General features: G+C 67.1%; 26 protein-coding genes. 10 read left to right on the top strand and 16 right to left on the bottom strand.

Annotation, left to right across the window (positions count from 1 at the left end; translation table 11 throughout):
* Positions 1-218 precede the first annotated feature (218 nt).
* Complete coding sequence (locus tag WT24_RS29915; RefSeq protein WP_059499163.1) at positions 219-677, top strand: CopD family protein; 459 nt, start codon at positions 219-221, stop codon at positions 675-677.
* 51 nt (positions 678-728) lie between these two features.
* Here WT24_RS29915 and WT24_RS29910 read toward each other — a convergent pair whose 3' ends face one another.
* Positions 729-1,613, bottom strand: a complete 885-nt coding sequence (locus tag WT24_RS29910; RefSeq protein WP_059721361.1) for a LysR family transcriptional regulator — start codon at positions 1,611-1,613, stop codon at positions 729-731.
* A gap of 112 nt (positions 1,614-1,725) precedes the next feature.
* Here WT24_RS29910 and WT24_RS29905 point away from each other — a divergent pair, with 112 nt between their 5' ends.
* Complete coding sequence (locus WT24_RS29905; protein ID WP_060036849.1) at positions 1,726-2,172, top strand: multidrug/biocide efflux PACE transporter; 447 nt, start codon at positions 1,726-1,728, stop codon at positions 2,170-2,172.
* 46 nt (positions 2,173-2,218) lie between these two features.
* On the opposite strand, the gene WT24_RS29900 is transcribed toward WT24_RS29905, so the two are convergent.
* From WT24_RS29900 to WT24_RS29870, 7 genes are all read right to left on the bottom strand, one after another.
* A complete protein-coding gene (locus WT24_RS29900; RefSeq protein WP_059499165.1) occupies positions 2,219-3,427 on the bottom strand; it encodes a chromate transporter in 1,209 nt (402 codons plus the stop codon).
* Positions 3,428-3,630: 203 nt separating this feature from the next.
* Positions 3,631-5,970: an EAL domain-containing protein gene (locus WT24_RS29895; protein WP_034208052.1), complete on the bottom strand. Its 2,340-nt coding sequence runs from the start codon at positions 5,968-5,970 to the stop codon at positions 3,631-3,633.
* A gap of 216 nt (positions 5,971-6,186) precedes the next feature.
* On the bottom strand, positions 6,187-7,071 hold the full coding sequence (locus WT24_RS29890) for a PhzF family phenazine biosynthesis protein (RefSeq protein WP_060036818.1): 885 nt from the start codon (positions 7,069-7,071) through the stop codon (positions 6,187-6,189).
* Between the two features lie 13 nt (positions 7,072-7,084).
* On the bottom strand, positions 7,085-7,543 hold the full coding sequence (locus WT24_RS29885) for a RidA family protein (RefSeq protein WP_006478174.1): 459 nt from the start codon (positions 7,541-7,543) through the stop codon (positions 7,085-7,087).
* Positions 7,544-7,586: 43 nt separating this feature from the next.
* Positions 7,587-8,768 (bottom strand): PLP-dependent aminotransferase family protein, encoded by a 1,182-nt coding sequence (locus tag WT24_RS29880; protein ID WP_059833440.1) that lies wholly within the window; start codon positions 8,766-8,768, stop codon positions 7,587-7,589.
* 165 nt (positions 8,769-8,933) lie between these two features.
* The gene (locus WT24_RS29875; protein WP_060036816.1) at positions 8,934-9,842 is read right to left on the bottom strand and encodes a DMT family transporter; all 909 of its coding nucleotides are present in this window, start codon (positions 9,840-9,842) and stop codon (positions 8,934-8,936) included.
* Between the two features lie 47 nt (positions 9,843-9,889).
* Positions 9,890-10,582, bottom strand: coding sequence for a VOC family protein (locus tag WT24_RS29870; RefSeq protein WP_060036814.1), 693 nt, complete (start codon positions 10,580-10,582; stop codon positions 9,890-9,892).
* A gap of 229 nt (positions 10,583-10,811) precedes the next feature.
* Between WT24_RS29870 and WT24_RS29865 the strand changes: the two genes are divergently transcribed.
* The 4 genes from WT24_RS29865 to WT24_RS29850 all read left to right on the top strand — a co-directional run bounded on the left by WT24_RS29865 (position 10,812) and on the right by WT24_RS29850 (position 15,425).
* A complete protein-coding gene (locus tag WT24_RS29865) occupies positions 10,812-12,272 on the top strand; it encodes a PLP-dependent aminotransferase family protein (RefSeq protein WP_059499171.1) in 1,461 nt (486 codons plus the stop codon).
* Positions 12,273-12,430: 158 nt separating this feature from the next.
* A complete protein-coding gene (gene htpG / locus WT24_RS29860; protein ID WP_060036812.1) occupies positions 12,431-14,329 on the top strand; it encodes a molecular chaperone HtpG in 1,899 nt (632 codons plus the stop codon).
* Between the two features lie 8 nt (positions 14,330-14,337).
* On the top strand, positions 14,338-14,949 hold the full coding sequence (locus WT24_RS29855) for a chorismate lyase (RefSeq protein ID WP_060036847.1): 612 nt from the start codon (positions 14,338-14,340) through the stop codon (positions 14,947-14,949).
* Positions 14,949-15,425, top strand: coding sequence for a DNA-deoxyinosine glycosylase (locus WT24_RS29850; RefSeq protein WP_060036810.1), 477 nt, complete (start codon positions 14,949-14,951; stop codon positions 15,423-15,425). The genes WT24_RS29855 and WT24_RS29850 overlap by 1 nt, the downstream gene beginning before the upstream one ends.
* 64 nt (positions 15,426-15,489) lie before the next feature.
* Here WT24_RS29850 and WT24_RS29845 read toward each other — a convergent pair whose 3' ends face one another.
* The 3 genes from WT24_RS29845 to WT24_RS29835 all read right to left on the bottom strand — a co-directional run bounded on the left by WT24_RS29845 (position 15,490) and on the right by WT24_RS29835 (position 16,719).
* Complete coding sequence (locus WT24_RS29845) at positions 15,490-15,813, bottom strand: helix-turn-helix domain-containing protein (protein WP_059795961.1); 324 nt, start codon at positions 15,811-15,813, stop codon at positions 15,490-15,492.
* The gene (locus WT24_RS29840; RefSeq protein ID WP_060036808.1) at positions 15,810-16,196 is read right to left on the bottom strand and encodes a type II toxin-antitoxin system RelE/ParE family toxin; all 387 of its coding nucleotides are present in this window, start codon (positions 16,194-16,196) and stop codon (positions 15,810-15,812) included. The genes WT24_RS29845 and WT24_RS29840 overlap by 4 nt, the downstream gene beginning before the upstream one ends.
* A 268-nt stretch (positions 16,197-16,464) precedes the next feature.
* Positions 16,465-16,719: a hypothetical protein gene (locus tag WT24_RS29835; RefSeq protein WP_034208041.1), complete on the bottom strand. Its 255-nt coding sequence runs from the start codon at positions 16,717-16,719 to the stop codon at positions 16,465-16,467.
* Positions 16,720-16,865: 146 nt separating this feature from the next.
* On the opposite strand from WT24_RS29835, the gene WT24_RS29830 reads away from it, so the two are divergent.
* The 3 genes from WT24_RS29830 to mctP all read left to right on the top strand — a co-directional run bounded on the left by WT24_RS29830 (position 16,866) and on the right by mctP (position 19,772).
* Positions 16,866-17,783, top strand: coding sequence for a hypothetical protein (locus WT24_RS29830; RefSeq protein ID WP_060036806.1), 918 nt, complete (start codon positions 16,866-16,868; stop codon positions 17,781-17,783).
* A 199-nt stretch (positions 17,784-17,982) separates the two neighbouring features.
* Positions 17,983-18,225 carry a DUF3311 domain-containing protein gene (locus WT24_RS29825; RefSeq protein ID WP_006754439.1) on the top strand — a complete coding sequence of 81 codons (243 nt, stop codon included), beginning with the start codon at positions 17,983-17,985 and terminating at the stop codon, positions 18,223-18,225.
* Entirely contained in the window at positions 18,222-19,772 is a 1,551-nt protein-coding gene (mctP, locus tag WT24_RS29820) for a monocarboxylate uptake permease MctP (RefSeq protein ID WP_060036804.1), read from the top strand. The genes WT24_RS29825 and mctP overlap by 4 nt, the downstream gene beginning before the upstream one ends.
* Before the next feature lie 92 nt (positions 19,773-19,864).
* Here the strand turns inward: mctP and WT24_RS29815 are convergent, their stop codons facing one another.
* The 5 genes from WT24_RS29815 to WT24_RS29795 form a co-directional block, all read right to left on the bottom strand.
* Positions 19,865-20,320: a VOC family protein gene (locus WT24_RS29815; RefSeq protein ID WP_059499178.1), complete on the bottom strand. Its 456-nt coding sequence runs from the start codon at positions 20,318-20,320 to the stop codon at positions 19,865-19,867.
* A gap of 241 nt (positions 20,321-20,561) precedes the next feature.
* Entirely contained in the window at positions 20,562-21,515 is a 954-nt protein-coding gene (gene tal / locus WT24_RS29810) for a transaldolase (RefSeq protein WP_059499273.1), read from the bottom strand.
* 168 nt (positions 21,516-21,683) lie between these two features.
* On the bottom strand, positions 21,684-22,895 hold the full coding sequence (locus WT24_RS29805; RefSeq protein WP_059499179.1) for a benzoate/H(+) symporter BenE family transporter: 1,212 nt from the start codon (positions 22,893-22,895) through the stop codon (positions 21,684-21,686).
* Positions 22,896-22,950: 55 nt separating this feature from the next.
* On the bottom strand, positions 22,951-24,126 hold the full coding sequence (locus tag WT24_RS29800; RefSeq protein ID WP_034208037.1) for a VWA domain-containing protein: 1,176 nt from the start codon (positions 24,124-24,126) through the stop codon (positions 22,951-22,953).
* A gap of 27 nt (positions 24,127-24,153) precedes the next feature.
* Positions 24,154-24,996 carry a MoxR family ATPase gene (locus WT24_RS29795; RefSeq protein WP_059499181.1) on the bottom strand — a complete coding sequence of 281 codons (843 nt, stop codon included), beginning with the start codon at positions 24,994-24,996 and terminating at the stop codon, positions 24,154-24,156.
* 245 nt (positions 24,997-25,241) lie between these two features.
* Between WT24_RS29795 and WT24_RS29790 the strand changes: the two genes are divergently transcribed.
* Positions 25,242-25,601 (top strand): cytochrome c, encoded by a 360-nt coding sequence (locus tag WT24_RS29790; RefSeq protein WP_006478192.1) that lies wholly within the window; start codon positions 25,242-25,244, stop codon positions 25,599-25,601.
* Position 25,602 lies beyond the last annotated feature (1 nt).

The following is a 25,602-nucleotide window of genomic DNA, read 5'->3' as shown; positions in this document are numbered from 1 at the left end:
GATCGAAGGCCGCACGTCCGCTTCGGCGGGCGTGCGGCCTTTTCTTTTCGGCGCGGGGATGCGGGTAAGCAAGCGTGGCGTTGTCACGCGAAACTTGCAAAATAATGTGAAATCGCGCCGAGGGCCTGAACCGCGACGCGGCTGGCGGGTCGAACGTCGCTTGATGCCGCGTGCGACGCGGCTGTTCGTTGCACCTCACTCATCACAGGATCGTCTCCATGTCCCACGCCGTTGCCGTCGCGCTGTTTCTTCACCTGCTGGCCGTCGCCGTGTGGGTGGGCGGGATGGTCTTCGCCAACTTCTGCCTGCGCCCGGCGCTGTCCGACCTGTCGCCGCAGCTTCGGTTGCCGCTGATCGAAGGCGTGTTCGGCCGCTTCTTCAACTGGGTGTCGGGGGCCGTGATCGTGATCCTGCTGTCCGGCGGGTTCCTGTTGACGAGCTTCGGCGGGGCGCATGCGACGTGGTCGCTGCATGCGATGGCCGGGCTCGGCGTCGTGATGATGCTGATCTTCGGGCACATCCGCTTCGCGCTGTTCCCGCGCATTCGCCGTGCGGTGCAGGCGCAGAACTGGCCCGACGGCGCCCGCGCGGTGAATGCGGTGCGCCTGCTCGTCGTCGTGAATCTCGTGCTCGGCGTCGTCACGATCGGCGCGGCCGTGCTGTCGCGCGGTTTCTGAGCGGCCGGCGCCCGCCGCGGCCGCAGGCCGCTGGCCTGGCTGCATGCGCCGCTACGCGGCCAGCATCGCGTCGAGCAGCCATGAGCCGGCCGGCCCGAGCGGCCGGTTGCGCGACCAGACCGCGTCCACCCGCACGCGGCGCGGCCAGCCGCGCGAGCGTAGCTCGCACAGGCGGTCGCGCGCGAAGTGCTCGACCATCCAGCGCGGCAGCTCCGCCCAACCGAACCCCAGTACGGCCATCTCCAGCAGCATCAGGTAGCTCGGCGCCAGCCAGTGCTGCGTGCCGACGACGATCCGGTCGTCGGTGCCGCGGCCTTCCGTTTTCACGTACGTATTGAGGCGCAGTTCGCGCACGTCGCGCAGCGCCGCGTGCGGCACTTCGGCGTCGCCGTATTCGGCGAGCGCGTGCGTGCGGCCCACGAACAGCCCGATCTCCGATTCCTCCGCCACCGTCGCCGCGCCGATATCGGCCGGGTAGGCGGCGCGCGCGGCCATCAGCCCGAGTTGCGCGCGGCCTTGCTGGATCAGGTCGAGCACGTCGTCGTGCTCGGCGATCTGGCATTCGAGCTCGAGCGCCGGAAAGCGCCGTTCGAGCGCCATCAACGTCTCTTCGTAGCGCTTCGACTGGTACGTATCGGACACGACGAGCGTGAGCCGCGCTTCCTCGCCGTGCGCGAGCCGCGCGGCCGTGCGGTCGATCGCCGCGCTGGCTTCGAGCGCGCGCTGCACCTGCGGCAGCAGTGCGCGCCCGGCGTCGGTGAGCGTCGGCGTGCGCGTCGAGCGATCGAACAACTGCACGCCGAGATCGATTTCGAGGTTCGCGATCGCCTCCGACACGGTCGACTGACGCTTGCCGAGCTTGCGTGCGGCGGCCGTAAACGAGCCGAGCAGCGCCGCTTCGGCGAATGCGAGCAGGGCTTCCGGGGCGTGGTGCATGCAGTGCTCCTGGCGGCTTCATATCGGTGAAACCGATGATATCAAACTGGATTCATCCGGTATCGCCGATCAAAATGGCCGCCATGAATCAGGTCATGCCTTGGAGGACATCATGAAACAGACGAATAAAACGGTGACGGAACGCCTGCTGCACGCGCTGACGTTCGAACTGGTGGCGATCGCCCTGTGCGCGCCGATCGGCGCGTGGCTGCTCGACATGCCTGTGTCGCACGTCGGTGTGCTGACGGTGATGGTGTCGCTGATCGCGATGGCGTGGAACATGACCTTCAACGCGCTGTTCGACCGCTTCGAGCGGCGAGCCGGGTTGTCGCGCACGCTCGGCATGCGGATCGCGCACGCGGTGACGTTCGAGCTCGGCCTCGTCGCGATGGTGGTGCCGGTTGCCGCGTGGTGGCTGAACGTGAGCCTCGTCGAGGCGCTGCTGCTCGACCTCGGCATCGTGCTGTTCTTCCTGCCTTACACGTTCTGCTTCAACCTCGCATACGACGCGCTGCGCGTGCGCTGGATGGCACGCCGGGTCGCGACGCAGGCCGGTTGACGGAGCCGGGCACGCAGGGCGTTGGCGGGTTGGAGGCGGCCGCCCGTCAGTGCGCGGCGGCCCACAGCCACACGCTGCACGCGACAGCGACCGCGCCGTACACGGCATAGACGGGCACCTTGAAGCGCGTGAAGCACAGCGTCGCGAAGGCGCCCGTCAGCCAGTAGACCGGGTCGGCGGGCTCGCGATGCAGGATCTTCACGACGGCGACCACGAGAAAGCCCGTCGTCGCCGCGCGCAGCAGGCGCATCCCGTGCTCGAAGCGCGAATGGCGCTTGAGCCGGAACAGGTGGTTGTGCGCGAACACGACGAGGCATCCCGACGGGATGAACAGCGCGGCGGTGGCGAGCAGCGCGCCGACCCAGCCGTCGGTCAGGTAGCCGAGAAACGGCACCACGTTCAGCAACGGCCCCGGCGCGACCGGCGACAGCGCGAATGCCAGCGTGAAGTCGTGATCGGAGATGCCTGTTGCCGGCGAGACGAACAGCGTCTTGAGCACCGGCAGCGCGGAGAAGCCGCCGCCGAACAGCGTCATGCCGGCGCCCGCGAGGCGCGGCCACAGCAGTTCCGCCTGGTAATTGCCGGGCAGCGGCACCGCGAACAGCAGGACGAGCACGCCGAGCAGAACGAGCAGGCCGCGGTCGCGCTTGGACAGCGTGAAATCGACCGCGTCGCGTTGCGACGGCCCCGTCAGCCAGCCCGCTGCAAACGCGGCGAACAGAATCCCGACGAAAGCGGCCGGACTATGCGCGAAAGCGAGCAGAATCGTCGATAGCGCGGCGATCGACTGTTCGAGCCGCGTGCGCGCGAGCGAGCGCAACTGCTTGACCCACGTCACGCCGATCAACGCCGCGAGCACCATTCCGAAGTGATTGATCAGCATTGGCGCCGCGAGCGAGCGCACGAGCGGCGTCCGATAGAAGATCGCGAACAGCGTCATCAGGATCGAGAACGGCAGCACGCTCGCAATACCGGCGACCCATGCGCCGGCACGGCCGTGCAGCGTTTGGCCGACCTGCACGGCGACGTTGCAGCCGACGGGGCCCGGGACGAGCCACGCGAGCGCGACGAGATCGCCGAAGACGTGCGGCTCGATCCGCTGCAGCCGCTCGACGTAATGGCGTTCGAGTTGCGCCATCATCGAAAGCCCGCCCCACGAGACGGCCGAAATGCTGGCGACGACCTTGAACAAGGCCCAGAGGGATGCCGGTGCCTCTTCGACACGAGCAGGCGCTTCGACTTCGACGGTTGTCATGATTGTGTAGTTGGCGCAGGGCCGGATCTCTCGCGTATGGCCATGCCGGCGGCCGACCGACACGTAGGCCCTCCCAATTGTCCGCCGCGCATCATGACACTGCCATGCGCGAAAACGCTAGTTAATGAACTCGACGATCGGATCGGAAAACGCAACAATTGCGACGGCGCGCCACGCGCGCCATGGCGGCAGCGGCGCGGCGCTCAGGCGCCCGTGCTGCCGGTCGCGCGATGCGCGACGACGTTCGGATGATCGCCACGCACGCCGAAGCGTGCGATCAGCGCGGGAATCGCATCGGCCGGCACCGGGCGCGAGAACAGGAAGCCCTGCGCCTCGATTTCGCCGAGCGTGGACAGCCACGTGATCTGCTCCTCGGTCTCCGTGCCCTCGACGACGACGGTCAGCCCGAGCGAGCGCGCGAGATGTACGATCGACGACACCATCACGCACACGCTGCGATCGGTCGGAATCGCCTGCACGAACGAGCGGTCGACCTTCAGCGTGTCGACGGAGAAGCGGTGCAGGTACGACAGCGACGAATAGCCGGTGCCGAAATCGTCGAGCGCGATCCGGATGCCGAGTTTCTTCAGCGCGACGATCTTCTCGGATACGAGTTCCGGATATTCCATCATCGCGGTTTCGGTGATCTCGATCTCGAGCCGGTTCGCGTCGATGCCGGTGTCCTGCAGCGCTTGCGAGATCGTTTCTATCAGGTCGCCGCGCCAGAACTGCACGGGCGAGATGTTGACCGCGAGCGTCAGCGTGTCGTGGCCCTCGTCGCGCCAGCGCGCGATCTGCTCGCACGCGGTGCGGATCACGAAGTCGCCGATCGGCACGATCAGGCCGGTCGATTCGGCGATCGAGATGAACTCGTTCGCGGAGATGACGCCGTGTTCCGGATGATCCCAGCGCGCGAGCGCCTCGAAGCCGGTGATATAGCGGTGCGTGAGATCGATCTTCGGCTGGTACGCGAGGAACAATTGCCCTTCGGCGAGCGCGACGCGTAATTGCTGTTCCCAGCGCATCAGGTGGTCGGCGCGGTGCGACAGATGCGGCGCATAGAACTGGTAGCAGTTCTTGCCGGCATCCTTCGCGCTGTACATCGCGAGATCGGCCTTCTTCAGCAGGTCGATCTCGCTCTCGTTCGCGACGGTGTGCAGCGCGATGCCGATGCTCGCATGCAGCACGAACGAACTGCCGCGTACGTCGAACGGCTCGCTGAACATCCGGATGATCGCTTCCGCGAGCCGCACCGCACGTCGCTCGACGTCGTCGCCCTTCATCACGACGACGAACTCGTCGCCGCCGATGCGTGCGAGCGAGCCTTCGTCGTCGACCGCATCGGCCAGGCGCGACGCGGTCATCTGCAGCACGATGTCGCCGGCGTTGTGGCCGAGCGTGTCGTTGACGGTCTTGAAGTTGTCGAGATCGATGAACAGCAGGCCGAGCCGCGACAGGCTCGCGGGCATCGACACGTCGTTGCGCAGCCCGCGCAGCGTCGCATAGCGGTTCGCGAGGCCGGTGAGCAGATCGTATTCGGCGAGCTGTGTCATTTCGCGCTCGCGGCCGAGCAGCTTGCCGATCAGGCCCGTCGCGACGCCGAAGAACGCGAGCATCGCGAGCGTGATGAAGCTCGTCATCAGCAGGTAGACGTTGCGCGTGTGGTAGTAGTCCGCGAACTCTTCCGTCTGCGACAGCCCGACCATCACCGCGAGCGGGTAGCCGTCGAGGTGGCGGTACGACACGATGCGCGTCACGCCGTCGATCGGATCGATGATCGTGCCCGTCACGCGCTCCGCGATCGGGTAGACGCCCGAGGCCGAAAACGCGCCCGGCGCGTTGCTCACCGAACCCGTGCGCCGTGCGAGCACCGCGCCCGTGTCGGATACGACCGCGATCACGCCTTCCTTGCCGATCGCCGCGTTGTTGTAGAAATCGTTCGTGAAGTAGCTCGGGTCTTCCGACACCACGACGATGCCCGCGAAGCTGCCGTCCGGGTTGTTCAGGCGCCGCGTCATCTGCAGCGTCCAGTGGCTCGACACGCGGCCGAGCACGGGCTTGCTGATGAAGAGGCGGTCGTCGTTGTGCGCGAGATGGACCTTGAAGTGCTCGCGATCGGACAGGTTGATCGGTTGCGGATGGAGTTCGGCGGTGTTCGCGAACAGGATGCCCTTCGCGTTGACGAGCGACACCTGGATCAGCGTGTCGCTCGGCACGACGCCTTTTTCGACGGCGCTCGCGAGATTGAAGCGCGCCGGCGATTTCTCGAATTCGAACTTGACGAAGCGGGTGATCTGGTCGACCTGGTGGATCGCCTTGACCGTATGCTGCTCGAGCGCGGACGACAGGATCGCCGCGGAGGCCGCCGCTTCCTTGTAGGCGCTGTCCTTTTCGACGGACAGACGCGCGATGATCACGGCCCACAGTAGCGCGAGCGCCAGCATCCCGAGCAGCGGGATGGCAAACAACGCACGCCGGCGCGATTTGCGCGGCGCGCGCAGCGGCCGGTTCGGCGGCGTGTGGTTGGACCGGGCGGAGCTCATCGAAGAGGGCGGCGTCCTGCTCGCGTGCGCCATCCGTCTGGATGGCCGGCTATGGTTCGGATTGTCCCGACGTCTGTTCGTTCGCGGGACGCGCAACCATGGACAGACCTCCGAAACAACGGATTAGGCCCGATATTACTGGCTGGAACGTTTTTGCGATAGTTGGGCAAAGCGTAGGGCGCCGGACGAGCCGGCGCCATCGCACATCGCGAAATGTCAGGCGGGCGACCGGAACGTGCCGTCGACGACCGTGACGACGTGGCCGCCGATCCAGGTCGTGCCGTCTTCGTCGTAGCTGACGAAGATGCGGCCGTCGCGACCGATCGCCGTGCCCTGGCGGGCCGTGTACGACTGGCCGGGGCGGCGTTCCTGCCGCGTCAGCAGCCCGGCCAGCGCGGCGTTCGCGCTGCCGGTGACGGGATCCTCGCCGGGGGTGCCGAACTGGCCGCCCGTCATCAGGCAGCGGATCTCGAACGTCGCGGGGCCGCCTTCCGCGTGCGGCGCGTAGGCCGCCACGCCGTGTACGCCGTAGCGGTGCGTAAGCGCCGCGAGCGCGGCCGGATCGGGCGACAGGCCGATGCACGCGTCGGCCGACTTCAGCCGCACGACCAGCCACGGCGCGCCGTTGTCCACCGCGCACGGCTCGGCGTCCAGGTCGAGCGCGTCGCTGTGCAGCGCGGCGGCCAGTGCCGGGTAGTCCGAACGGTCGAGCGGCGTGACGCGCGCCGGCGGCGCGGCGAATGCCCAGCCGCCGGCCTGCTCGCGCAGCGCGACCCGGCCGACCCCGCATTGCTGGATCAGCCGGCCCGGCGTGCGCGGCCGCGCACCGCTTTCCAGGAACGCATGCGCGGTGCCGAGCGTCGGGTGGCCGGCGAACGGCAGTTCGCCGCCCGTCGTGAAGATCCGCACGCGATAGTCGGCTTGCGGATCGGTCGGCGTGCAGAGGAACGTCGTTTCCGACAGGTTCGTCCAGCGGGCGATCTCGAGCATCGCGTCGTCGCCGAGCGCATCGGCGTCGAACACCACGGCAAGCGGATTGCCCTTGAACGGCACCGACGTGAACACGTCGACCTGCTTGAAGCGAACGAGACGGCCAGGCATCGCGGTGCGTCCGTTACGCGACTTCGGCGATCAGTTCGATCTCGACGCACGCGCCGAGCGGGATCTGCGCGACGCCGAACGCCGAGCGCGCATGCTTGCCCGCATCGCCGAACACTTCGGCGATCAGCTCCGATGCGCCATTCGTCACGACGTGCTGTTCGGTGAAGTCGAGCGTCGAGTTGACGAGGCTCATCAGCTTGACGATGCGCGTGACCTTGTTCAGGTCGCCGGTGTGCGCGTGCAGCGTCGCGAGCAGATCGATCGCGATCGAGCGGGCGGCCGCCTTGCCGTCTTCCGTTTGCAGATCCGCACCGAGCTTGCCGGCCCAGACCTTGCCGTCCTTCTTCGCGATATGGCCCGACAGGTAGACGGTGTTGCCGCTTTGCGCGCTCATCACGTAGGCGGCGGCCGGTGCGCCGGCGGTCGGGAGCTCGATGCCGAGCGACTTCAGTTTGTCGTAGACGTTAGCCATGCGTTCGATTCCTCGTAGAGAGTCGTGACAGGGAAAAAGGGGATCAGAGGCGCTCGCGCAGCAGCTTGCCGAGGCGCGCGACGCCTTCCTCGATCTTCTCGGGCGGCACCGTCACGAACGACAGACGCAGCGTGTTCTGCTGCGCATTCTCCGCGAAGAACGGCGCGCCCGGCACGAAGGCGACGTGGTTGTCGACGGCCGCGGCGAGCAGCTTCATGCTGTCGATCTGCGCGGGCAGGTTCACCCAGATGAACATCCCGCCTTCCGGACGGTTCCACGTGACGCCTTCCGGCATGTGGCGCGCGAGCGCGCCGAGCATCGCGTCGCACTGCGCGCTGTACAGCGCGCGGATCGTCGGGATGTGCTCGTCGAGGAAGCCGTCCTTGATCACTTCGTGCGCGATGCGCTGCGTGAGCGTCGGCGTGTGCAGGTCGGTGGCCTGCTTGGCCTGCACGAGCTTGAAGTGGAGTTCTTCGGGCGCAATGATGTAGCCGATCCGCAGGCCCGGCGCGAGCACCTTCGAGAACGTGCCGAGGTGCACGACGTGATCGGGCGCCATCGACAGCATCGTCGGCAGCGGCTCGCCCCGGTAGTTCAGCGCGCCGTACGGATCGTCCTCCAGCACCGGGAACGGGCTCGACTGCGCGAACGCGGCGAGCGCGCGGCGGCGCTCGACGGGCAGGCGGCGGCCGGTCGGGTTCTGGAAGTTCGGCTGCGCGTACAGCAGGCGCGCGCCTTGCGTGAGTTCGGGCGTGAGGCCTTCCGGCAGCAGGCCCTGCTCGTCGGTGGGCACCTGCACGTAGCGCGGCTCGTACAGCGAGAACGACTGCAGCGCGCCGAGGTAGGTCGGCGTTTCGACGAGGATCGGGCTGCCCGGGTCGACCAGCGCCTTGCCGAGCAGGTCGAGCGCCTGCTGCGAGCCGGTCGTGATCAGCACCTGCGACACGCGCACGCTGTAGCGTTCGGCGATCCACTCGCGCAGCGGCAGGTAGCCTTCGGTCGCGCTGTACTGGAGCGCGGCGGCCGGCGCGTCGCGCAGCACGCGATCGGCGGCGGCGCGCATGCGTTCCGCCGGGAACGTCGCGGGGGCGGGCAGGCCGCCGGCGAACGAGATGACCTCGGGGCGCTCCGTGACCTTCAGGATCTCGCGGATCGCAGAGCTCGTCAGCTTGCGGGCGCGTTCGGAAAGCTGCCAGTGCGGCGGATGCAGGTCGCTCGGATTCATAGTCTCCTCGTTCGGGTATCGTGGTCAGTCAAGAAAGGTCGCTCGGGCGGATCGTTTCGACGCCGCCGGGTGGGCGAACGCGAGCGCGATCGAGCCTTCGCGGCTGGGTGGGCACGGCCAGTCTGGCAAACCGATCAGGCAAAGCAGCCATTATGGCGTACCTGTTCAGCCGGCGCGAGCGGGATGCGGCGCCGTGGCGACCGCCGAGCGGCGCCCGAGCACCACGGTCGCGATCACGGCGGCGGCGAACAGCCACGTCGACGACGTGACCGTTTCGCCGAACAGCAGTGCGGAAAACGCGATCGTGAAGAAAATCTGCAGCAGTTGCACCTGGCCCACGCGCGCGGTGCCGCCCATCGCGAGCCCCGCGTACCACGCGAAAAAGCCGATGAACTGCGAAAAAAGGGTCACGTAGCCGAACGCGAGCCACGTGCGCAGCGCGAGCGGGCCCGGATGCGCGGCGTGCTGCAGCCACGCGAGCCAGCCGACCGGCAGCACGAGGAACGGCGCCGATACGACGAGCGCCCAGCAGATCACCTGCCAGCCGCCGATCTGGCGCGCGAGCCGCGCGCCTTCCGCATAGCCGAGCGCGCCGATGCCGACCGCGACGAGCATCAGCGCGTCGCCGGCCTGCACGGCGCCGCCGCCGTCGCGCAGCGCGAACGCGATCACGAGCGCGCTGCCGGCCACCGCGCTGGCCCAGAACGCCTTCGACGGCCGTTCGTGCGACAGCCATGCCGCGTACAGCGCGACGAACAACGGCTGCAACCCGTTGACCACCGCGCCGTGCGATGCCGGCACCGATTTCATCGCCCACGCCGAGAACACCGGATACGCGATGATCACGCCGGCCGACGTGATCGCGAGGCTTTTCAGTTGCGCGCGCGTCGGCAGCGGCTCACGGCGCCACCACAGCAGCAGGCCGGCCGGCACGGCGGCGGCGAGCGCGCGGCCGAGCCCGTTGAGCAGCGGGTTGAGTTCGGATACGACGATCCGCGTCATCGGCAGCGTCAGGCTGAAAATCATCACGCCGATGAGGCCGAGCAGCATGCCCCGGGTTTCGCGCGAATTCATGTCGAGGGTGTCTCCGTCTTGCAGGGTGGTTACGATCGGGCGGGCGTTCAGCGCAGCGTGCGCGGGCCCTGCGGCGTGTCGAATTCGGCGACAAGCGCCGGCGGAGCGTCGGTCGATTCGACGTCGATCAGGTGAGCGGCGCCGAGCCAGTCGAGCTGTTCGCGAATCGCATCCGCGCGCGGGTGGGCGCCCTTGAGTGCCTTCAGCGCGATGCCGTCGCCGGGCAGCGAATCGGCCGGATGGCGCGGGCTGTCCCACTGGATCAGCGACGGCACGAGGCCGTCGCCTGCGCCTTGCCAGGCGGGGAAGCTGCCGTCGTCGGGCACCGTGAGGCCCCAGCTCAGGTCGCCGCGTCGCATCGCGACGACGGGCGCGATACGGGCCGGATACTGGCGCTGCCACAGCGCAAGCTGGCGCGGGCGGTCGACGCGCGCGACCCAGTGCGCGAGAAACGGGCCCTGCGCGAGCCGCGCGTGGAGCGCCGGATCGTCGAGGCCGAACAGCCGCGCGCGCGGCGGCTTTGCGTCGTCGTCCGGCGCGGGCGCGTCGGGGTCGATCGCGATCACTTCGAGGTAAAGCCCGCCCCACGCGCCGAACAATGCATTGTGGGTCCGCATCAGCGGGTGGCGGCCGCCGCCGGCCGGTTCGATGCCGAGCGCATCGGCGACATGGCGCACGCCTTCGTCGAGGGTGCGCGCGGCAATCACGAGATGGTCGAGTGTCAGGGAGCGAGCTGGCATGAGCGTCGGGCGGGAAGCGAAAGTGTCATGGTAAGCGGGCGAGGCGCCGGGCGGGGGCCGGACCGGCCGGCGCCCGGCCGCGATGCGGGCCGGCAGGCGCGGCACCACGTGCGGCGGGGCCGAACCGGCGGCCGCACGATCGCCATTCCGGTCAACTGTAATCGTCGCTACCGGCACAGTAACGGTACAATCGGCGCGATAGCCTTCGGTACAGTTGGAGCCGCCGCCCATGTCCACCGTCCCACTCGCCCAGATTCCCGCGCCGCACGACACGGCCACGCTCACGCTCGTCGACCAGTTGGTCCAGTGGGCGCGGCGGCGTATCGACGAACGCGTGTTCCGTCCCGGCATGCGCATGCCGTCGATCCGCAAGCTCGCGCTCGACAAGAGCGTGTCGCGCTTCACCGTCGTCGAGGCCTACGAGCGCCTCGTCGCGCAGGGCTACCTCGACTCGCGGCGCGGCTCCGGCTTCTACGTGCGCGAGCGCACGGGCGCCGGCCCGCAGCCGGCCGACGGCGCCGCGCGCGTAGCCGAGGCCGCGCCCGTGCACAACACGATCGACGTCGTCTGGCTGCTGCGCAACATGCTGCACACCGTCAGCCCGGAGAAGGGCCCGGGCCTCGGCTATCTGCCGGGCCGCTGGCTCGACGGCGAGCTGATCACCGGCGCGCTGCGCGCGCTCGGGCGCCAGTCGGGCGCACAGATGCTCGGCTTCGGCACCGCGCAGGGCTTCCTGCCGCTGCGCCAGCAACTGCAGACGCGCCTCGCCGAAGTCGAGATCGGCGCGAAGCCCGAACAGATCGTGCTGGTTTCCGGCATCACGCAGGCAATCGACCTGATCTCGCGGATCTACATGCGGCCGGGCGATGCGGTGATCGTCGGCGATCCCGCTTGGTTCCAGATGTTCGGCCGTTTCGCGGCGCAGGGCGCGCAACTCGTCGGGATGCCGTATACGCCCGACGGCCCCGACCTCGATGCGCTCGAAACCCTGGTGCAGATGTGGCGGCCGAAGATGCTCGTGATCAATTCGGTGCTGCAGAACCCGACCGGCACGTCGCTGTCGGCCGCGCAGGCGTTCCGGATCCTGAAGCTCGCGGAGGCCTACGATTTCCTCGTCGTCGAGGACGACGTGTACGGCGACCTGTGCCCGCCGAGCTATCCGGCCACGCGCCTCGCGAGCCTCGACCAGTTGAAGCGGGTGATCTACCTCGGCAGCTACTCGAAGACGCTCGCGGCGAACTTGCGGGTCGGGTACGTGGCCTGCGCGCCGGAGATCGCGAAGGCGGTCACCGACCAGAAGATGCTGGTCGGGATGACGACGCCCGAGCTCAACGAGCGCGTGCTGTACAAGATCCTGACCGAAGGGCATTACCGGCGCCATGTCGAGCGGCTGCGCGCGCGGCTCGACGGCGTGCGCGACAAGACCGCCCGGATGCTCGAGCGCACGGGGCTCGGGCTCTTCACGATGCCGGCGGCCGGGATGTTCCTGTGGGCCGACACGGGCGTCGATTCGGACGCGCTCGCGGCGGTCGCGCACGAGGCCGGCTTCCTGCTGACGCCGGGCAGCCTGTTTTCGCCGCAGCAGTCGCCGTCCACGTGGATGCGCTTCAACGTCGCGAACTGCGGCGATCCGGCGCTGCCGGGGCTGCTGGCGCGCTATATCGATTCGGCGGTGCGGCGCGCGTCGTGACGCGGCGCCGCGGGCCGGCTCTTGAAATGTCGCGCACCGTCCCCAGATACGCGCGCAAACCGCCGGCGCCCGGCGGTCGTCCTTCGTGGGGCCGCCGGCATCGCGCGCCGGGCGCCGGCGTCACCCCTTTTCAGTTCAAGTAAGAGGAAACAGTATCCATGGCACACGAAACGATGAGCTTTCAGGCAGAGGTCAAGCAACTCCTCCACCTGATGATCCATTCGCTCTACAGCAACAAGGAAATTTTCCTGCGCGAACTGGTGTCGAATGCGTCCGACGCAGCCGACAAGCTGCGTTTCGAAGGGCTCGCGGACAACGCGCTGTACGAGAACGATCCGAACCTGCGCATCCGCATCGGCTACGACAAGGCCGCGCGCACGATCACGATCGACGACAACGGCATCGGCATGAGCCGCGACGAGGCGATCGCGAACCTCGGCACGATCGCGCGTTCGGGCACCAAGGAGTTCTTCACGAAGCTGTCCGGCGACCAGCAGAAGGACGCGGCGCTGATCGGCCAGTTCGGCGTGGGCTTCTACTCGGGCTTCATCGTAGCCGACAAGATCACCGTCGAAACGCGCCGCGCGGGCCTGCCGGCGAATGAAGCCGTGCGCTGGGAAAGCGCCGGCGAGGGCGATTTCACGATCGACGCGATCGAGCGCGCGCAGCGCGGCACGACGATCACGCTGCACCTGCGCGAAGGCGAGGACGACCTGCTGTCGTCGCATCGCCTGAAATCGATCATCCAGAAGTACTCCGACCACATCGCGCTGCCGATCCTGATGCGCAAGGAAGAGTGGGATCAGGAGAAGGGCGAGATGGTCCTGAAGGACGAGGACGAGACCGTCAACCAGGCGAGCGCGCTGTGGACGCGTTCGAAGAGCGACGTCACCGACGAGCAGTACACGCAGTTCTACCAGCACATCGCGCACGATCACCAGGATCCGCTCACGTGGACGCACAACCGCGTCGAGGGCCGCAGCGAATACACGCAGCTGCTGTTCGTGCCGGCGCGCGCGCCGTTCGACCTGTGGAATCGCGACTACCGCGGCGGGCTGAAGCTGTACGTGAAGCGCGTGTTCATCATGGACGACGCCGAGCAGCTGCTGCCGCAGTATCTGCGTTTCGTGAAGGGCGTCGTCGATTCGGCCGACCTGCCGCTGAACGTCTCGCGTGAAATCCTGCAGGAAAGCCGCGACGTGAAGGCGATCCGCGAAGGCGTGACCAAGCGCGCGCTGTCGATGCTCGAAGAGCTCGCGAACGCGGAAGACGACGCCGGCAAGGAGAAGTACAAGACGTTCTGGAGCGCGTTCGGCCAGGTGCTGAAGGAAGGCGTCGGCGAGGATCACGCGAACCGCGAGCGCATCGCGAAGCTGCTGCGCTTCGCGTCGACGCACGGCGACACCGACGCGCAGGACGTGTCGCTCGCCGACTACGTGTCGCGCATGAAGCCGGAGCAGAGCAAGATCTACTACGTGACCGCCGACACGTGGCAGGCCGCGAAGAACAGCCCGCATCTGGAAGTGTTCCGCAAGAAGGGCGTCGAGGTGCTGCTGCTGACCGACCGCGTCGACGAATGGATGCTGTCGTTCCTGCACGAATTCGACGGCAAGCCGCTCGCGAGCGTGGCCCGCGGCGATCTCGACCTCGGCGAGCTGAACGACGAGGAGAAGAAGGCGCAGGAGCAGGCGGGCGAGGCAATCAAGCCGGTCGTCGAGAAGATGAAGGAAGCGCTCGGCGACAAGGTGAAGGAAGTGCGCGTCACGTTCCGCCTGACCGATTCGCCGTCGTGCCTCGTCGCGGACGACAACGACATGAGCGGCTACCTGCAGCGGATGCTGAAGGCCGCCGGCCAGAATGCGCCGGCGATGCAGCCGATCCTCGAGATCAATCCCGAGCACGCGCTCGTGAAGCAGCTGAAGGCCGACAGCGCCGATTTCGGCGACTGGTGCCATCTGCTGTTCGATCAGGCGCTGTTGGCCGAAGGCGGCATGCTCGACGATCCGGCGAGCTTCGTGAAGCGGACCAACGCGCTGCTGCTGTCGCGCGCCGCGTGAACGTGCGCATGCGATTCGACGGCGCCCGGGCCGGCTGGCGCGAGACGCCGCGTCCTGGCTGCACGCTCGACCAGCGCGACTGGCTGACGCGCGGCGGATCGCTGACCGCGCACCTCGCGCGGCTCGGCCGCGTGAACGTGCGCGTGACGCGCGAGGCCGTCGACTCGCCGTGGTTCGACGAGCCGGACGCGCTCGCCAGTTCGCCGCGCGCGCCGATGTGGGTGCGCGAGGTGATTTTGTCGGTCGACGGCACGCCGTACGTCGCCGCGCACAGCATTGCGCCGCTCGCCGCCAGCAAGGGCGTGTGGCAGGCGATGCGGCGGCTGCGCACGCGGCCGCTTGCGGAGCTGCTGTACAGCGATCCGCAGGTCGAGCGCTCGGCGCTCGTGAGCCGGCGCGTGATCGCCGGTCATCCGTTGTATGCGCTCGCGAGCCATGCATTGCAGGGCGCGCGCGCGCCGCATGCGTTTGCTGCGCGGCGCTCGGTGTTCCAGCGTCACGGCAAGCCGTTGATGGTCACCGAGTGCATGCTGCCGGCGCTGTGGCGCCATCTCGATGCGTACGGCGACGGGCCGCAATCGGGCGGGCCGCAATCGGCCGGGCCGCACGGAGGCGCGTGATGTTGCAGGGCTTTCCGCCCGTCGTCGCGGCGAATACGCACACGATGATTCTCGGCAGCTTTCCGGGCGAGGCGTCGCTCGACGCCGCGCAGTACTACGCGCATCCGCGCAACCAGTTCTGGCGGCTGCTCGGCGCGGTGCTCGGCGAGCCGATGCTGCACGAATTGCCGTACGACGCGCGGCTCGAGCGCGTGCTGTCGCACGGCATCGGCATCTGGGATGTGCTGGATGCGTGCCATCGCCAGGGCAGTCTCGATTCCGCGATCAGGAATGCGAAGCCGAACGACTTCGATTCGCTGCGCGCGCATGCGCCGTTGCTCAAGCGCGTGTGCTTCAACGGCAAGACGGCCGGGCGATTCGCCGACGTGATCGGCCAGGCCGGGTACGAGACGCTCGTGCTGCCTTCGTCGAGCCCGGCGAATGCAATGCTGTCGTTCGAGCAGAAGCTCGAGCACTGGCGTCGAATCGTGCCTTGATCGACCGGGCGCTGCCGGCGGCATGTGCGGCCAGCGCATCGGTGCGATCGAAACGACGCTGCCGTCAGGCGGCGAAAACGACTTCGATGTGTCCTGCGGCTTCCGACCGCCGGTCTGGCCCGACGACAATCTGCACGTCGCGTCCGAGCTTGGCGAGACATTCGAGCATCTTCGTCTCGCTCACGCCGCGAAACTGACCGCGCAACATGTTCGACAGCTTCGGCTGAGGGATGCCGAGCAATCGTGCCGCGTGCTGCTGCGTCCATTTGCGCGCCTTGATGATTTCCGCGATCTTCGCGGCGAGCTGGGCCTTCACCCGCATTTCGTCGGCATTGCGCATGCCCGGATCAGCGTAGACGTTCCCGCTGCCCTGTTCGATTTCGATCATCGCCTTTCTCCTGTTGCGTGTGCTTCGGCCGCTTTCAGACGTTCGCGGACGAGGTCGCTGTTCGGCCTGGGTGTCGCGACGCCGCTCGACGATTTCTTCTGGAAACAGTGCAGCACGTAGATGCTGCTGCCCAGCTTCACCGTGTAGACCGCGCGGTACGTGCCGTTGTCTTCCGATTCCACGATCTCCAGCACGCCTGCCGATCCGAATCCCCTCAAGGGCTTGGCCCGATCGTGCTTGCGTCCCGTCTGCGCCAGATACAGCGCATACCCGAACGTGTCCTGCACGGCTTCGGGCATCGCCATCAAATCCTTGCGCGCCGAGCCAGTACAGCGGATCAATTTATCCCTATTTGGGTATAGATGGAAGGGCCGCCGAGGCATTCGGCGTGGCCGTTCGAATGCGGTGCCAGGAGCGGGGCAGGCGCGCGGCGGCCACCGAGGGGGCAGGGCCGGTTCAACAGTCGAGTGCCGCCGACGGGAAACGCGATGTGAACTTCCGGCCAGGAGGCCGCTGCTTCACAGTGTTGCGTCGCGTGGAGAGTCGAGACAATTCAGCCGTTTGACAGAGTGCTGTCGCGACGTATCGATGACGAAAGGAGGGCGTTGCTGACGAACCGCGATCACATGGGCTGGCGTGTCGCGTCGAAGCTCAATCGTCGTTGCCCCATCGCCAGCGGGGCTTCTCGCCCTTGATCCAGCACACGGCCGTCAGCAGCGCGACCAGCACCACGATGCACGCGCCGTACGCCACCGGCGATCGTTGCGGCGGCACCAGCCACGCGCTCGCGACGATCCCGATCGCGAACAGCAGCAGCACGACCCAGCCCTGCCACGCTACCGGTAATCCCCATCCCCAGCCGTAGCGCTTCGCCGGGAACCAGATCTTCTTGTCGTTCGAAGTCATACGCGCTCCTGTGGATCCACGAACGCAGCGTAGCGCCGACGGGGTCCGGCGTCACGCGTGGCGGGATGCGCGTCGCGGCCTCCGTCTTCCGCCAATGCTATCCTCTCGTCCGCTCATCCAGCGTCACCCAGCGAGATTCAACCATCATGACCCGACTGATCAAGCGCGCGTCCGCCGAGGCACGCGCGTTCAAGCAACGCAAGCCGTCCGCCTACAACGGCTCCGAAAAGCTCCAGCCGCCGCGCGTGAAGCGCCGCCCGGACATCGACGAACACGACGACGTGCCGGTGCTCGAAGCGCCGCGCAAGCCGCGCTTCGCGCCCGTTACGTTCTCCGAAGAAGGCGGCGTGCGCTTCCTGCACTTCGGTACCGAGTGGGTGCAGGGCGCGATGCGGATTTCGAAGCCGCTGCATATCGAGCTCGAATACGCGCAGCAGATGATGGCGTGGCTGCTGTTCCTCGAAACGCCCGAGCGGATCGTCCAGCTCGGGCTCGGCACCGGCGCGCTGACCAAGTTCGCGCATCGTTTCCTGGCGCACGCGAAGGTCGAGGCCGTCGAGCTGAACCCGGCCGTGATCGTCGCCGCGCGCACGATGTTCGCGCTGCCGCCCGACGACGCGCGCCTCGTCGTGCACGAAGCCGACGCCTGGGACTTCGTCAACGATCCGGCCAACCGCGGCACGACCGGCGCGATTCAGATCGACCTGTACGACGCGACCGCGCGCGGCCCCGTGCTCGACAGCGTCGCGTTCTACCGCGCGGTGCGCGGCTGCCTCGCCGACGCCGGCATCGCGACGATCAACCTGTTCGGCGATCATCCGAGCTTCGTGCGCAACATGAAACACCTGAACGCGGCGTTCGATCACCGCGTGATCGCGCTGCCCGAGGTGCACGACGGCAACCGGATCGCGATTGCGTTCTCGGGCCCCGCGCTGGAGGTGTCGTTCGCTCAGCTCGACACCCGCGCGAAGCTGATCGAGGACACGCTGAAGCTGCCCGCGCGCAAGTGGGTGAAAGCTTTGAAAGAAACGACGGGCGCACGCGACGCCGCGTTCGCGATCTGACGCCGGATGCATCGGCGGCAGGCCGGTGCAACCGCGCGACAAGGGGCGGATCACCTCGGGTTCGCCCCTGCTTGACCGCGTGCTCGCGGCTCCTATACTGGCGCGAAGCTAGGGGAGCCGCAGCCTACCCGTTTTGCCGCTCCTCTCGGTGCCGTACCCGCTCAACAAGATCGATAACCGGGATAGAAGAGGAGACGTCATGGCTCACGATGCCGACGCCAACCGGGCCGCCAAGCGCTGGCTCTGGCTGCTGGTACTGCCGCTGATCGCGATGGTCTGGGTGCCGTCGTACAGCAAGATCGAACCGCAATGGTTCGGTTTTCCGTTTTTCTACTGGTACCAGTTGCTGTGGGTCTTCATCAGCGCGGTGATCACCGCGTTCGTGTATTTCAAGACCAAGAACGCATGGAAGGCGAGCGGCCCGCAAGGAGGTGCGCAATGAATCTCGGCGCGACCTTCGTCTTCGTCCTGCTGTTCATCGGCGTCACGATCATCGGCTTCCTGGCCGCGAACTGGCGGCGCGGCGATCTTGCCCATCTCGACGAATGGGGCCTCGGCGGCCGCCGCTTCGGCACGATCGTCACGTGGTTCCTGCTCGGCGGCGATCTCTACACGGCCTACACGTTCGTCGCGGTGCCCGCGCTCGTGTTCGGTGCCGGCGCGATGGGCTTCTTCGCGCTGCCGTACACGATCCTGATCTATCCGTTCGCGTTCGTCGTGTTCCCGAAGCTGTGGAGCATCGCGAAGCGGCACGGCTACGTGACGGCCGCCGATTTCGTCAACGCACGCTACGGCAGCCGCATGCTCGCACTGGCGATCGCGGTGACGGGCATCGTCGCGACGATGCCGTACATCGCGCTGCAACTCGTCGGCATCGAGGTGGTGATCGGCGCGCTCGGCTTCGACACGACCGGCTTCGTCGGCGATCTGCCGCTGATCATCGCGTTCGCGATCCTGGCCGCGTACACGTACACGTCGGGGCTGCGCGCGCCGGCGATGATCGCGATCGTGAAGGACGTGCTGATCTACGTCACGATCGCCGCCGCGATCATCGTGATCCCCGCGAAGCTCGGCGGCTTCGGGCACATCTTCTCCGCGGTGCCGCCCGCGAAGCTGCTGCTGAAGGCACCCGACGCGACGAGCCTGAACGGCTACAGCGCGTATGCGACGCTCGCGATCGGCTCGGCGCTCGCGCTGTTCCTGTATCCGCATTCGGTCACGGCGATCCTGTCGTCGTCGTCGGGCAATTCGATCCGCCGCAACATGGCGATGCTGCCCGCGTACTCGTTCGTGCTCGGTCTGCTGGCGCTGCTCGGCTACATGGCGCTCGCCTCCGGCGTGAAGGACATGCCGCAGTACGCGCCGTACTTCAAGGCGTTCGGCCCGAACTTCGCGGTGCCCGCGCTGTTCCTCGAGTATTTCCCGTCGTGGTTCGTCGGCGTCGCGTTCGCGGCGATCGGCATCGGCGCGCTGGTGCCGGCGGCGATCATGTCGATCGCGGCCGCGAACCTGTACACGCGCAACATCCATCGCGAGTTCGTCAACCGCAACATGTCGCATGACCAGGAGACGCACGTCGCGAAGCTCGTCTCGCTGATCGTGAAGGTCGGCGCGGTGGCGTTCATCCTCGGGTTGCCGCTGACCTACGCGATCCAGTTGCAGCTGCTCGGCGGAATCTGGATCATCCAGACGCAGCCGGCGATCGTGCTCGGCCTGTACACGCGCGTGCTCGACCATCGCGGCTTGCTGGCCGGCTGGGCGGCCGGCATCGTCTGCGGCACATGGATGGCGATCTCGCTGAAGCTGGCCAGTTCGATCTTCACGATCCACCTGTTCGGCCTCGCGATCCCCGGCTATGCGGCCGTGTGGTCGCTGGTCGTGAACCTGGTGGTGTCGGTGGCGGTGAGCGTGCTGGTGCGCGCGATGGGCATGGCGCATGCGGAGGATCGCACGCGGCCGGAGGATTATCTCGACGTCGTCGAGGGTTGAGACGGCGTCGTGCGCGGCCGTGTGCCGCGCACGACGCTTTGCTCAGGAGCGAAAACGCCCGCCACCGTGAGGTGGTGGGCGTTTCCTTTGCGTCAGCCCTGCGCGCGTTTCGCGAGATCCTCGCGCTGCGACGGATCCTCGACGTTGACCATCCAGTGCACGCCGAAACGATCCTTCGCCATCCCGAAGCCGAGCGCCCAGAACGTCTTGCCGAACGGCATCGTCACTTCGCCGCCGTCGGCGAGCGCATTGAACAGTTTCTGGCCTTCGTCGACCGTCGTCGGGTTCAGCGACAGCGAATAGCCGGCGTGCGCGGCGCCGGTCGGCTGGCTGCAATCGCCGTCCGAGCACATGATCATCGAGTCGCCGATCGTGAAGCTCGCATGCATCACCTTGTCGCTCATTTCCGGCGGCATCGGGTAATCGGAATTCGGCGGTGCGTCCTTGAAGTGCATCTTGAACACGGTCTTTGCGCCGAGTGCTTTTTCGTAGAACTGAAGGGCTTCGTCGGCACGGCCGTAGAACGTCAGGTACGGTTGAACTTGCATCGTTGTCTCCTGGGATGAGCCGTGCCGGCGCGTCGGCGCTGGCTTGGCGTCGTGCAAGATTGACTGGGGAAAGGGCGCATCGGGAGGCGGCCGTCGCACCCGTGACGTGGATTGTAGTGCGCGCGCTTGACGATGGAATGAAAAATAAAAACGGCCGCGAACATCGCGTTCGCGGCCGTTGCAGCGCACGTACTGACGGCTGTTGTCAGTCTTGCTGACAGCCGCTGACGCGCGGCGCGGCTCAGCGCAGCGCGTCGATCAGCTTCTCGAGCTTCACCGCGTCGGCGGCGAATACGCGGATGCCTTCGGCGAGCTTTTCGGTCGCCATCGCTTCGTCGTTCAGCTGGAAGCGGAACGATGCCTCGTCGATCGCGACGCGCTCGGCCGGCTTGTCCTGCAGCGTTTCCGGGGACAGCTTGCGTGCGACCGTCTCGTTGCTCTCGTGCAGCTTCTGCAGCAAGTCGGGACTGATCGTCAGCAGGTCGCAGCCGGCGAGCTCGATGATCTGGCTCGTCGTGCGGAAGCTCGCGCCCATCACTTCGGTCTTGTAGCCGAACGTCTTGTAGTACGTGTAGATGCGGCGCACCGATTGCACGCCCGGATCGTTCGCGCCGCCGTCGCGCGCTTCGTTCCATTCCGCGCCGGCCTGCTTCTTGTACCAGTCGTAGATGCGGCCGACGAACGGCGAGATCAGTTGCGCGCCGGCTTCCGCGCACGCGGCGGCCTGCACGAGCGAGAAAAGCAGGGTCATGTTGCACTTGATCCCTTCCTTCTGCAGCACCTCGGCTGCGCGGATGCCTTCCCACGTCGACGCGAGCTTGATCAGGATGCGCTCGCGGCCGACGCCGGCGGCTTCGTACAGCTTGACGAGTTCGCGGCCCTTGTCGATCGAGCGCTGCGTGTCGAACGACAGGCGCGCGTCGACCTCGGTCGACACGCGGCCGGGGATCAGTTTCAGGATTTCGGTGCCGAATGCGATCAGCAGGCGGTCGATGATGAAATCGGTGCTTTCGTTGCGATGATCGCGGACGGTTTTCTCGAGGATCGGCTTGTACGCGTCCTTCTGGACGGCCTTCAGGATCAGCGACGGGTTCGTGGTCGCGTCCTGCGGCTTGTATTGCGCAAGCTGCTGGAAGTCGCCCGTGTCGGCGACGACGGTCGTGTACTGCTTCAGCTGGTCGAGTGCGGTAGTCATGGCGATTCGGAAGAAGAGCGCGGGGCGCCGGGTTCTCACGGGCCGCGCGAGCGCGGCGGCGAAGCGAAGCGGCGCCGGGCGCCGCTTCCGATCCATCATTTTAGGCCCGATTCGTGTCGGGCACGTTTTGGCGTGCCGGGCGCGCGCCGCGGCGGGCGGCGAGCCGCGTCACGCGGGGCGCCGCGCGTTCAGGATCACCTGCGTGACGACGCCCGCGACGAGCCCCCAGAACGCCGAGCCGATCGACAGCAGCGTGAGGCCCGACGCGGTCACCATGAACGTGACGAGCGCCGCTTCGCGCTGCTTCACGTCCTGCATCGCGTTCGCGAGCCCGCTCATGATCGAGCCGAACAGCGCGAGCGCCGCGACCGACACGACGAGCGCCTTCGGCAGCGCCGCGAACAGCGCGGCGATCGTCGCGCCGAAGATGCCGGCGACCAGGTAGAACGTGCCGCACCACACGGCGGCCGTGTAGCGCTTCGCATGATCCTCGTGCGCTTCGGGGCCGGTACAGATCGCGGCCGTGATCGCCGCGAGATTCACGCCGTGCGAGCCGAACGGCGCGAGCAGCAGCGACGCGAGGCCGGTCGTCGCGATCAGCGGCGACGACGGCGTCGGATACCCGTCCGCGCGCAACACCGCGATGCCCGGCACGTTCTGCGACGCCATCGCGACGACGAACAGCGGAATGCCGATGCTGACGATCGACGCGATCGAGAACGCGGGCATCGTGAACACGGGCTGCGCGAGCGCGATGTGGAAGCGGCTGAAATCGAGCAGCCCGAGGCCGCCGGCCACCGCGGTGCCGACGAGCAGCGTCGTGACGATCGCATAGCGCGGCGCGAGCCGCTTGACGATCAGGTAGGTGAAGAACATCGCGAGCACGAGCGCGGTCTGGAACTGCGCGGCGCGGAAGATCTCGATGCCGATCTCGAACAGGATGCCCGCGAGCAGCGCGGCCGCGATGCCGGCCGGAATGCGCTTCATCAACGTGTCGAACAGCCCGCTCACGCCGACGGCCGTCAGCAGCAGCGCGCATACGACGAACGCGCCGATCGCCTCGGGGTACGGCACGCCGGGCAGCGACGCGATCAGCAGTGCGGCGCCGGGCGTCGACCATGCGACGACGACGGGCGCGCGAAAGCGCAGCGACAGGCCGATCGTCGTCACCGCCATGCCGATCGACAGCGCCCAGATCCACGACGAGATCTGCGCATCGGTGAGGTGGGCGGCGCGGCCGGCCTGGAACATCAGTACGAGTGAGCTCGTGTAGCCGGTCATCATCGCGACGAAGCCGGCGACGAGCGCGGATACGGACGTATCGGCGAAAAAGCGGCGGCCGCCGGCGCGGCCGGCGCTCGCGGTGGACGAAGGGTTCATGCTTTCTCCGGGGCGGCCGCTCGGACGCGGCCTGTGTATCTGCGGGTGGGTGTCGTTACTTGCTGAGTGCGCGCATCGCGGTTTCGAGGCCCGCGAGCGTGAGCGGATACATGCGCTGGCCGAGCACGTCGCGAATGATCGCGATCGACTGCCGGTACTCCCATAGCCGCTCCGGCTCGGGGTTCAGCCATGCGTGATGCGGAAATTGGTCGGCGAGGCGGCGCAGCCACACGGCGCCGGCTTCCGGGTTGTTGTATTCGACCGAGCCGCCGGGCTGCAGCACTTCGTACGGGCTCATCGTCGCGTCGCCGACGAAGATCAGCTTGTAGTCGGGCGTGAACTTGTGCAGCACGTCCCACGTCGCGGTGCGTTCCGAGTGGCGGCGGCGGTTGTTCTTCCACAGGTGGTCGTACACGCAGTTGTGGAAGTAGAAGAATTCGAGGTGCTTGAATTCGGCCTTCGCGGCCGAGAACAGCTCTTCGGTGCGCTTGATGTGGTCGTCCATCGAGCCGCCGACGTCGAGCAGCATCAGCACCTTCACGTTGTTGTGGCGCTCGGGCACCATCCGCAGGTCGAGCCAGCCCGCGTTCGCGGCCGTGCTGCGGATCGTGCCGGGCAGGTCGAGTTCCTCGGCCGCGCCTTCGCGCGCAAAGCGGCGCAGCCGCCGCAGCGCGACCTTGATGTTGCGCGTGCCAATCTCGACCGAATCGTCGTAGTCGCGATAGGCGCGCGCTTCCCACACCTTCACCGCCGTGCGGTTGCCGTTCGACGGGCCGCCGATGCGCACGCCTTCAGGGTTGTAGCCGCCGTGCCCGAACGGCGACGTGCCGCCGGTGCCGATCCATTTGTTGCCGCCTTCGTGGCGTTCCTTCTGCTCGTCGAGCAGCGCCTTCAAGCGCTCCATCAGCTTGTCGAGCCCGCCCATCGCTTCGATCTGGGCCTTTTCCTCCGGCGACAGCTCGCGCTCGAGGCGCTTCTCGAGCCAGTCGAGCGGGATGTCGAACGCCTCGGACGGCAGCGCGGACACGCCGTGGAAATACGCGCCGAACGCCTGGTCGAACTTGTCGAAGTACTGCTCGTCCTTGACGAGCGTCATCCGCGCGAGGAAGTAGAACGCGTCGATCGACGGTGAGATCAGCCCGGCCTTCAGCGATTCGAGCAGCGTCAGGTATTCCTTCACCGAGACGGGCAGCTTGGCTGCGCGCAGCGCGTAGAAGAAATTGAGCAGCATGGCCGGGCCTTCGCGGGTGAGGGAGGATTACCGGTTGTGCCGGTTCATGTAGACGAGCCGTTCGAGCAGGCTCAAATCCTGCTCGTTCTTCAGCAGCGCACCCGCGAGCGGCGGCACGATCTGTTTCGCGTCCGCGCCGCGCAGCGCGTCGGCCGGGATGTTCTCGGCGAGCAGCAGCTTCAGCCAGTCGAGCAGTTCGGACGTCGACGGCTTCTTCTTCAGGCCCGACACGCCGCGCAATTCGAAGAAACTCTCGAGCGCCGCGCGCAGCAGCTCCTCGCGGATGTCGGGGAAGTGCACCGCGACGATCTTCTGCATCGTCGACGGGTCCGGAAACTGGATGTAGTGGAAGAAGCAGCGGCGCAGGAACGCGTCGGGCAGCTCCTTCTCGTTGTTCGACGTGATGATGACGAGCGGGCGGTGCTTCGCGCGGACCGTCTCGCGCGTCTCGTACACGTGGAACTCCATCCGGTCGAGCTCGCGCAGCAGGTCGTTCGGGAATTCGATGTCGGCCTTGTCGATCTCGTCGATCAGCAGCACGCTCGGGCGCTCGGCGTCGAACGCCTGCCACAGCACGCCCTTGACGATGTAGTTCGCGATGTCCTTCACGCGCTCGTCGCCGAGCTGCGAGTCGCGCAGCCGCGACACCGCGTCGTATTCGTACAGGCCCTGCTGCGCCTTGGTGGTCGACTTGATGTGCCACTGCAGCAGCGGCATGTCGAGCGCGGCGGCCACTTCCTCGGCGAGCATGGTCTTGCCGGTGCCGGGCTCGCCCTTGATCAGCAGCGGGCGTTGCAGCGTCAGCGCGGCATTGACCGCGAGCTTCAGATCGTCGGTGGCGACGTAGTGCGAGGACCCTTCGAAACGCATGGCGGCGCTCTTCTTTCTCGGGAAAAAAACCCAGTATAAGTCAGAAGGGCTGTGCGGTTGAGCCGCGCCCGCGTATCGTAGCGGGGCTGTGGCGGGGCGGACCGGGGCGCCTTATGGACGCGTTCCCCGCCGACGCGGTACAATCTGGCCGTTTTTTTTGGCCTGCGTGGCGATCCGATAAGCAAAACGGCGCGGGCCGTTGCCGCTTAGGCGCCAGTTTCCCCTCAAGCTAGGTTACAAGAGCTATGAACAAATTCGTCGGCAAACACGTCGTTGTCGCAGCGCTCGTGGCGCTCGCGGGCAGCGCGCAGGCGGCCGGTGTGGTCGGCAACCCGAAGGACGGGGCGAGCAAGGCCGCCATGTGCATCGGTTGCCACGGCATCCAGGACTACCGCGCGGCGTATCCGGAGGTCTACCGGGTGCCTGTCCTCGGCGGCCAGAACCAGCAATACCTCGAGAACGCGCTGAAGGCCTACCGCAAGAAGGATCGTCACTTCCCGTCGATGAATGCGATCGCCGGTTCGCTGACCGACCAGGACATCGCGGATCTGTCGGCGTACTACGCCGCCCAGAAGGCCGACACGAAGGACAACCCCTACAAGTAAA

It is taken from the genome of Burkholderia sp. MSMB1078WGS (genome assembly GCF_001528895.1).
In the GTDB taxonomy this organism is placed as follows: Bacteria; Pseudomonadota; Gammaproteobacteria; order Burkholderiales; family Burkholderiaceae; genus Burkholderia.
Note: the sequence above shows the minus strand (reverse complement) of the source record. Positions and strands in the feature narration are given on the sequence as shown.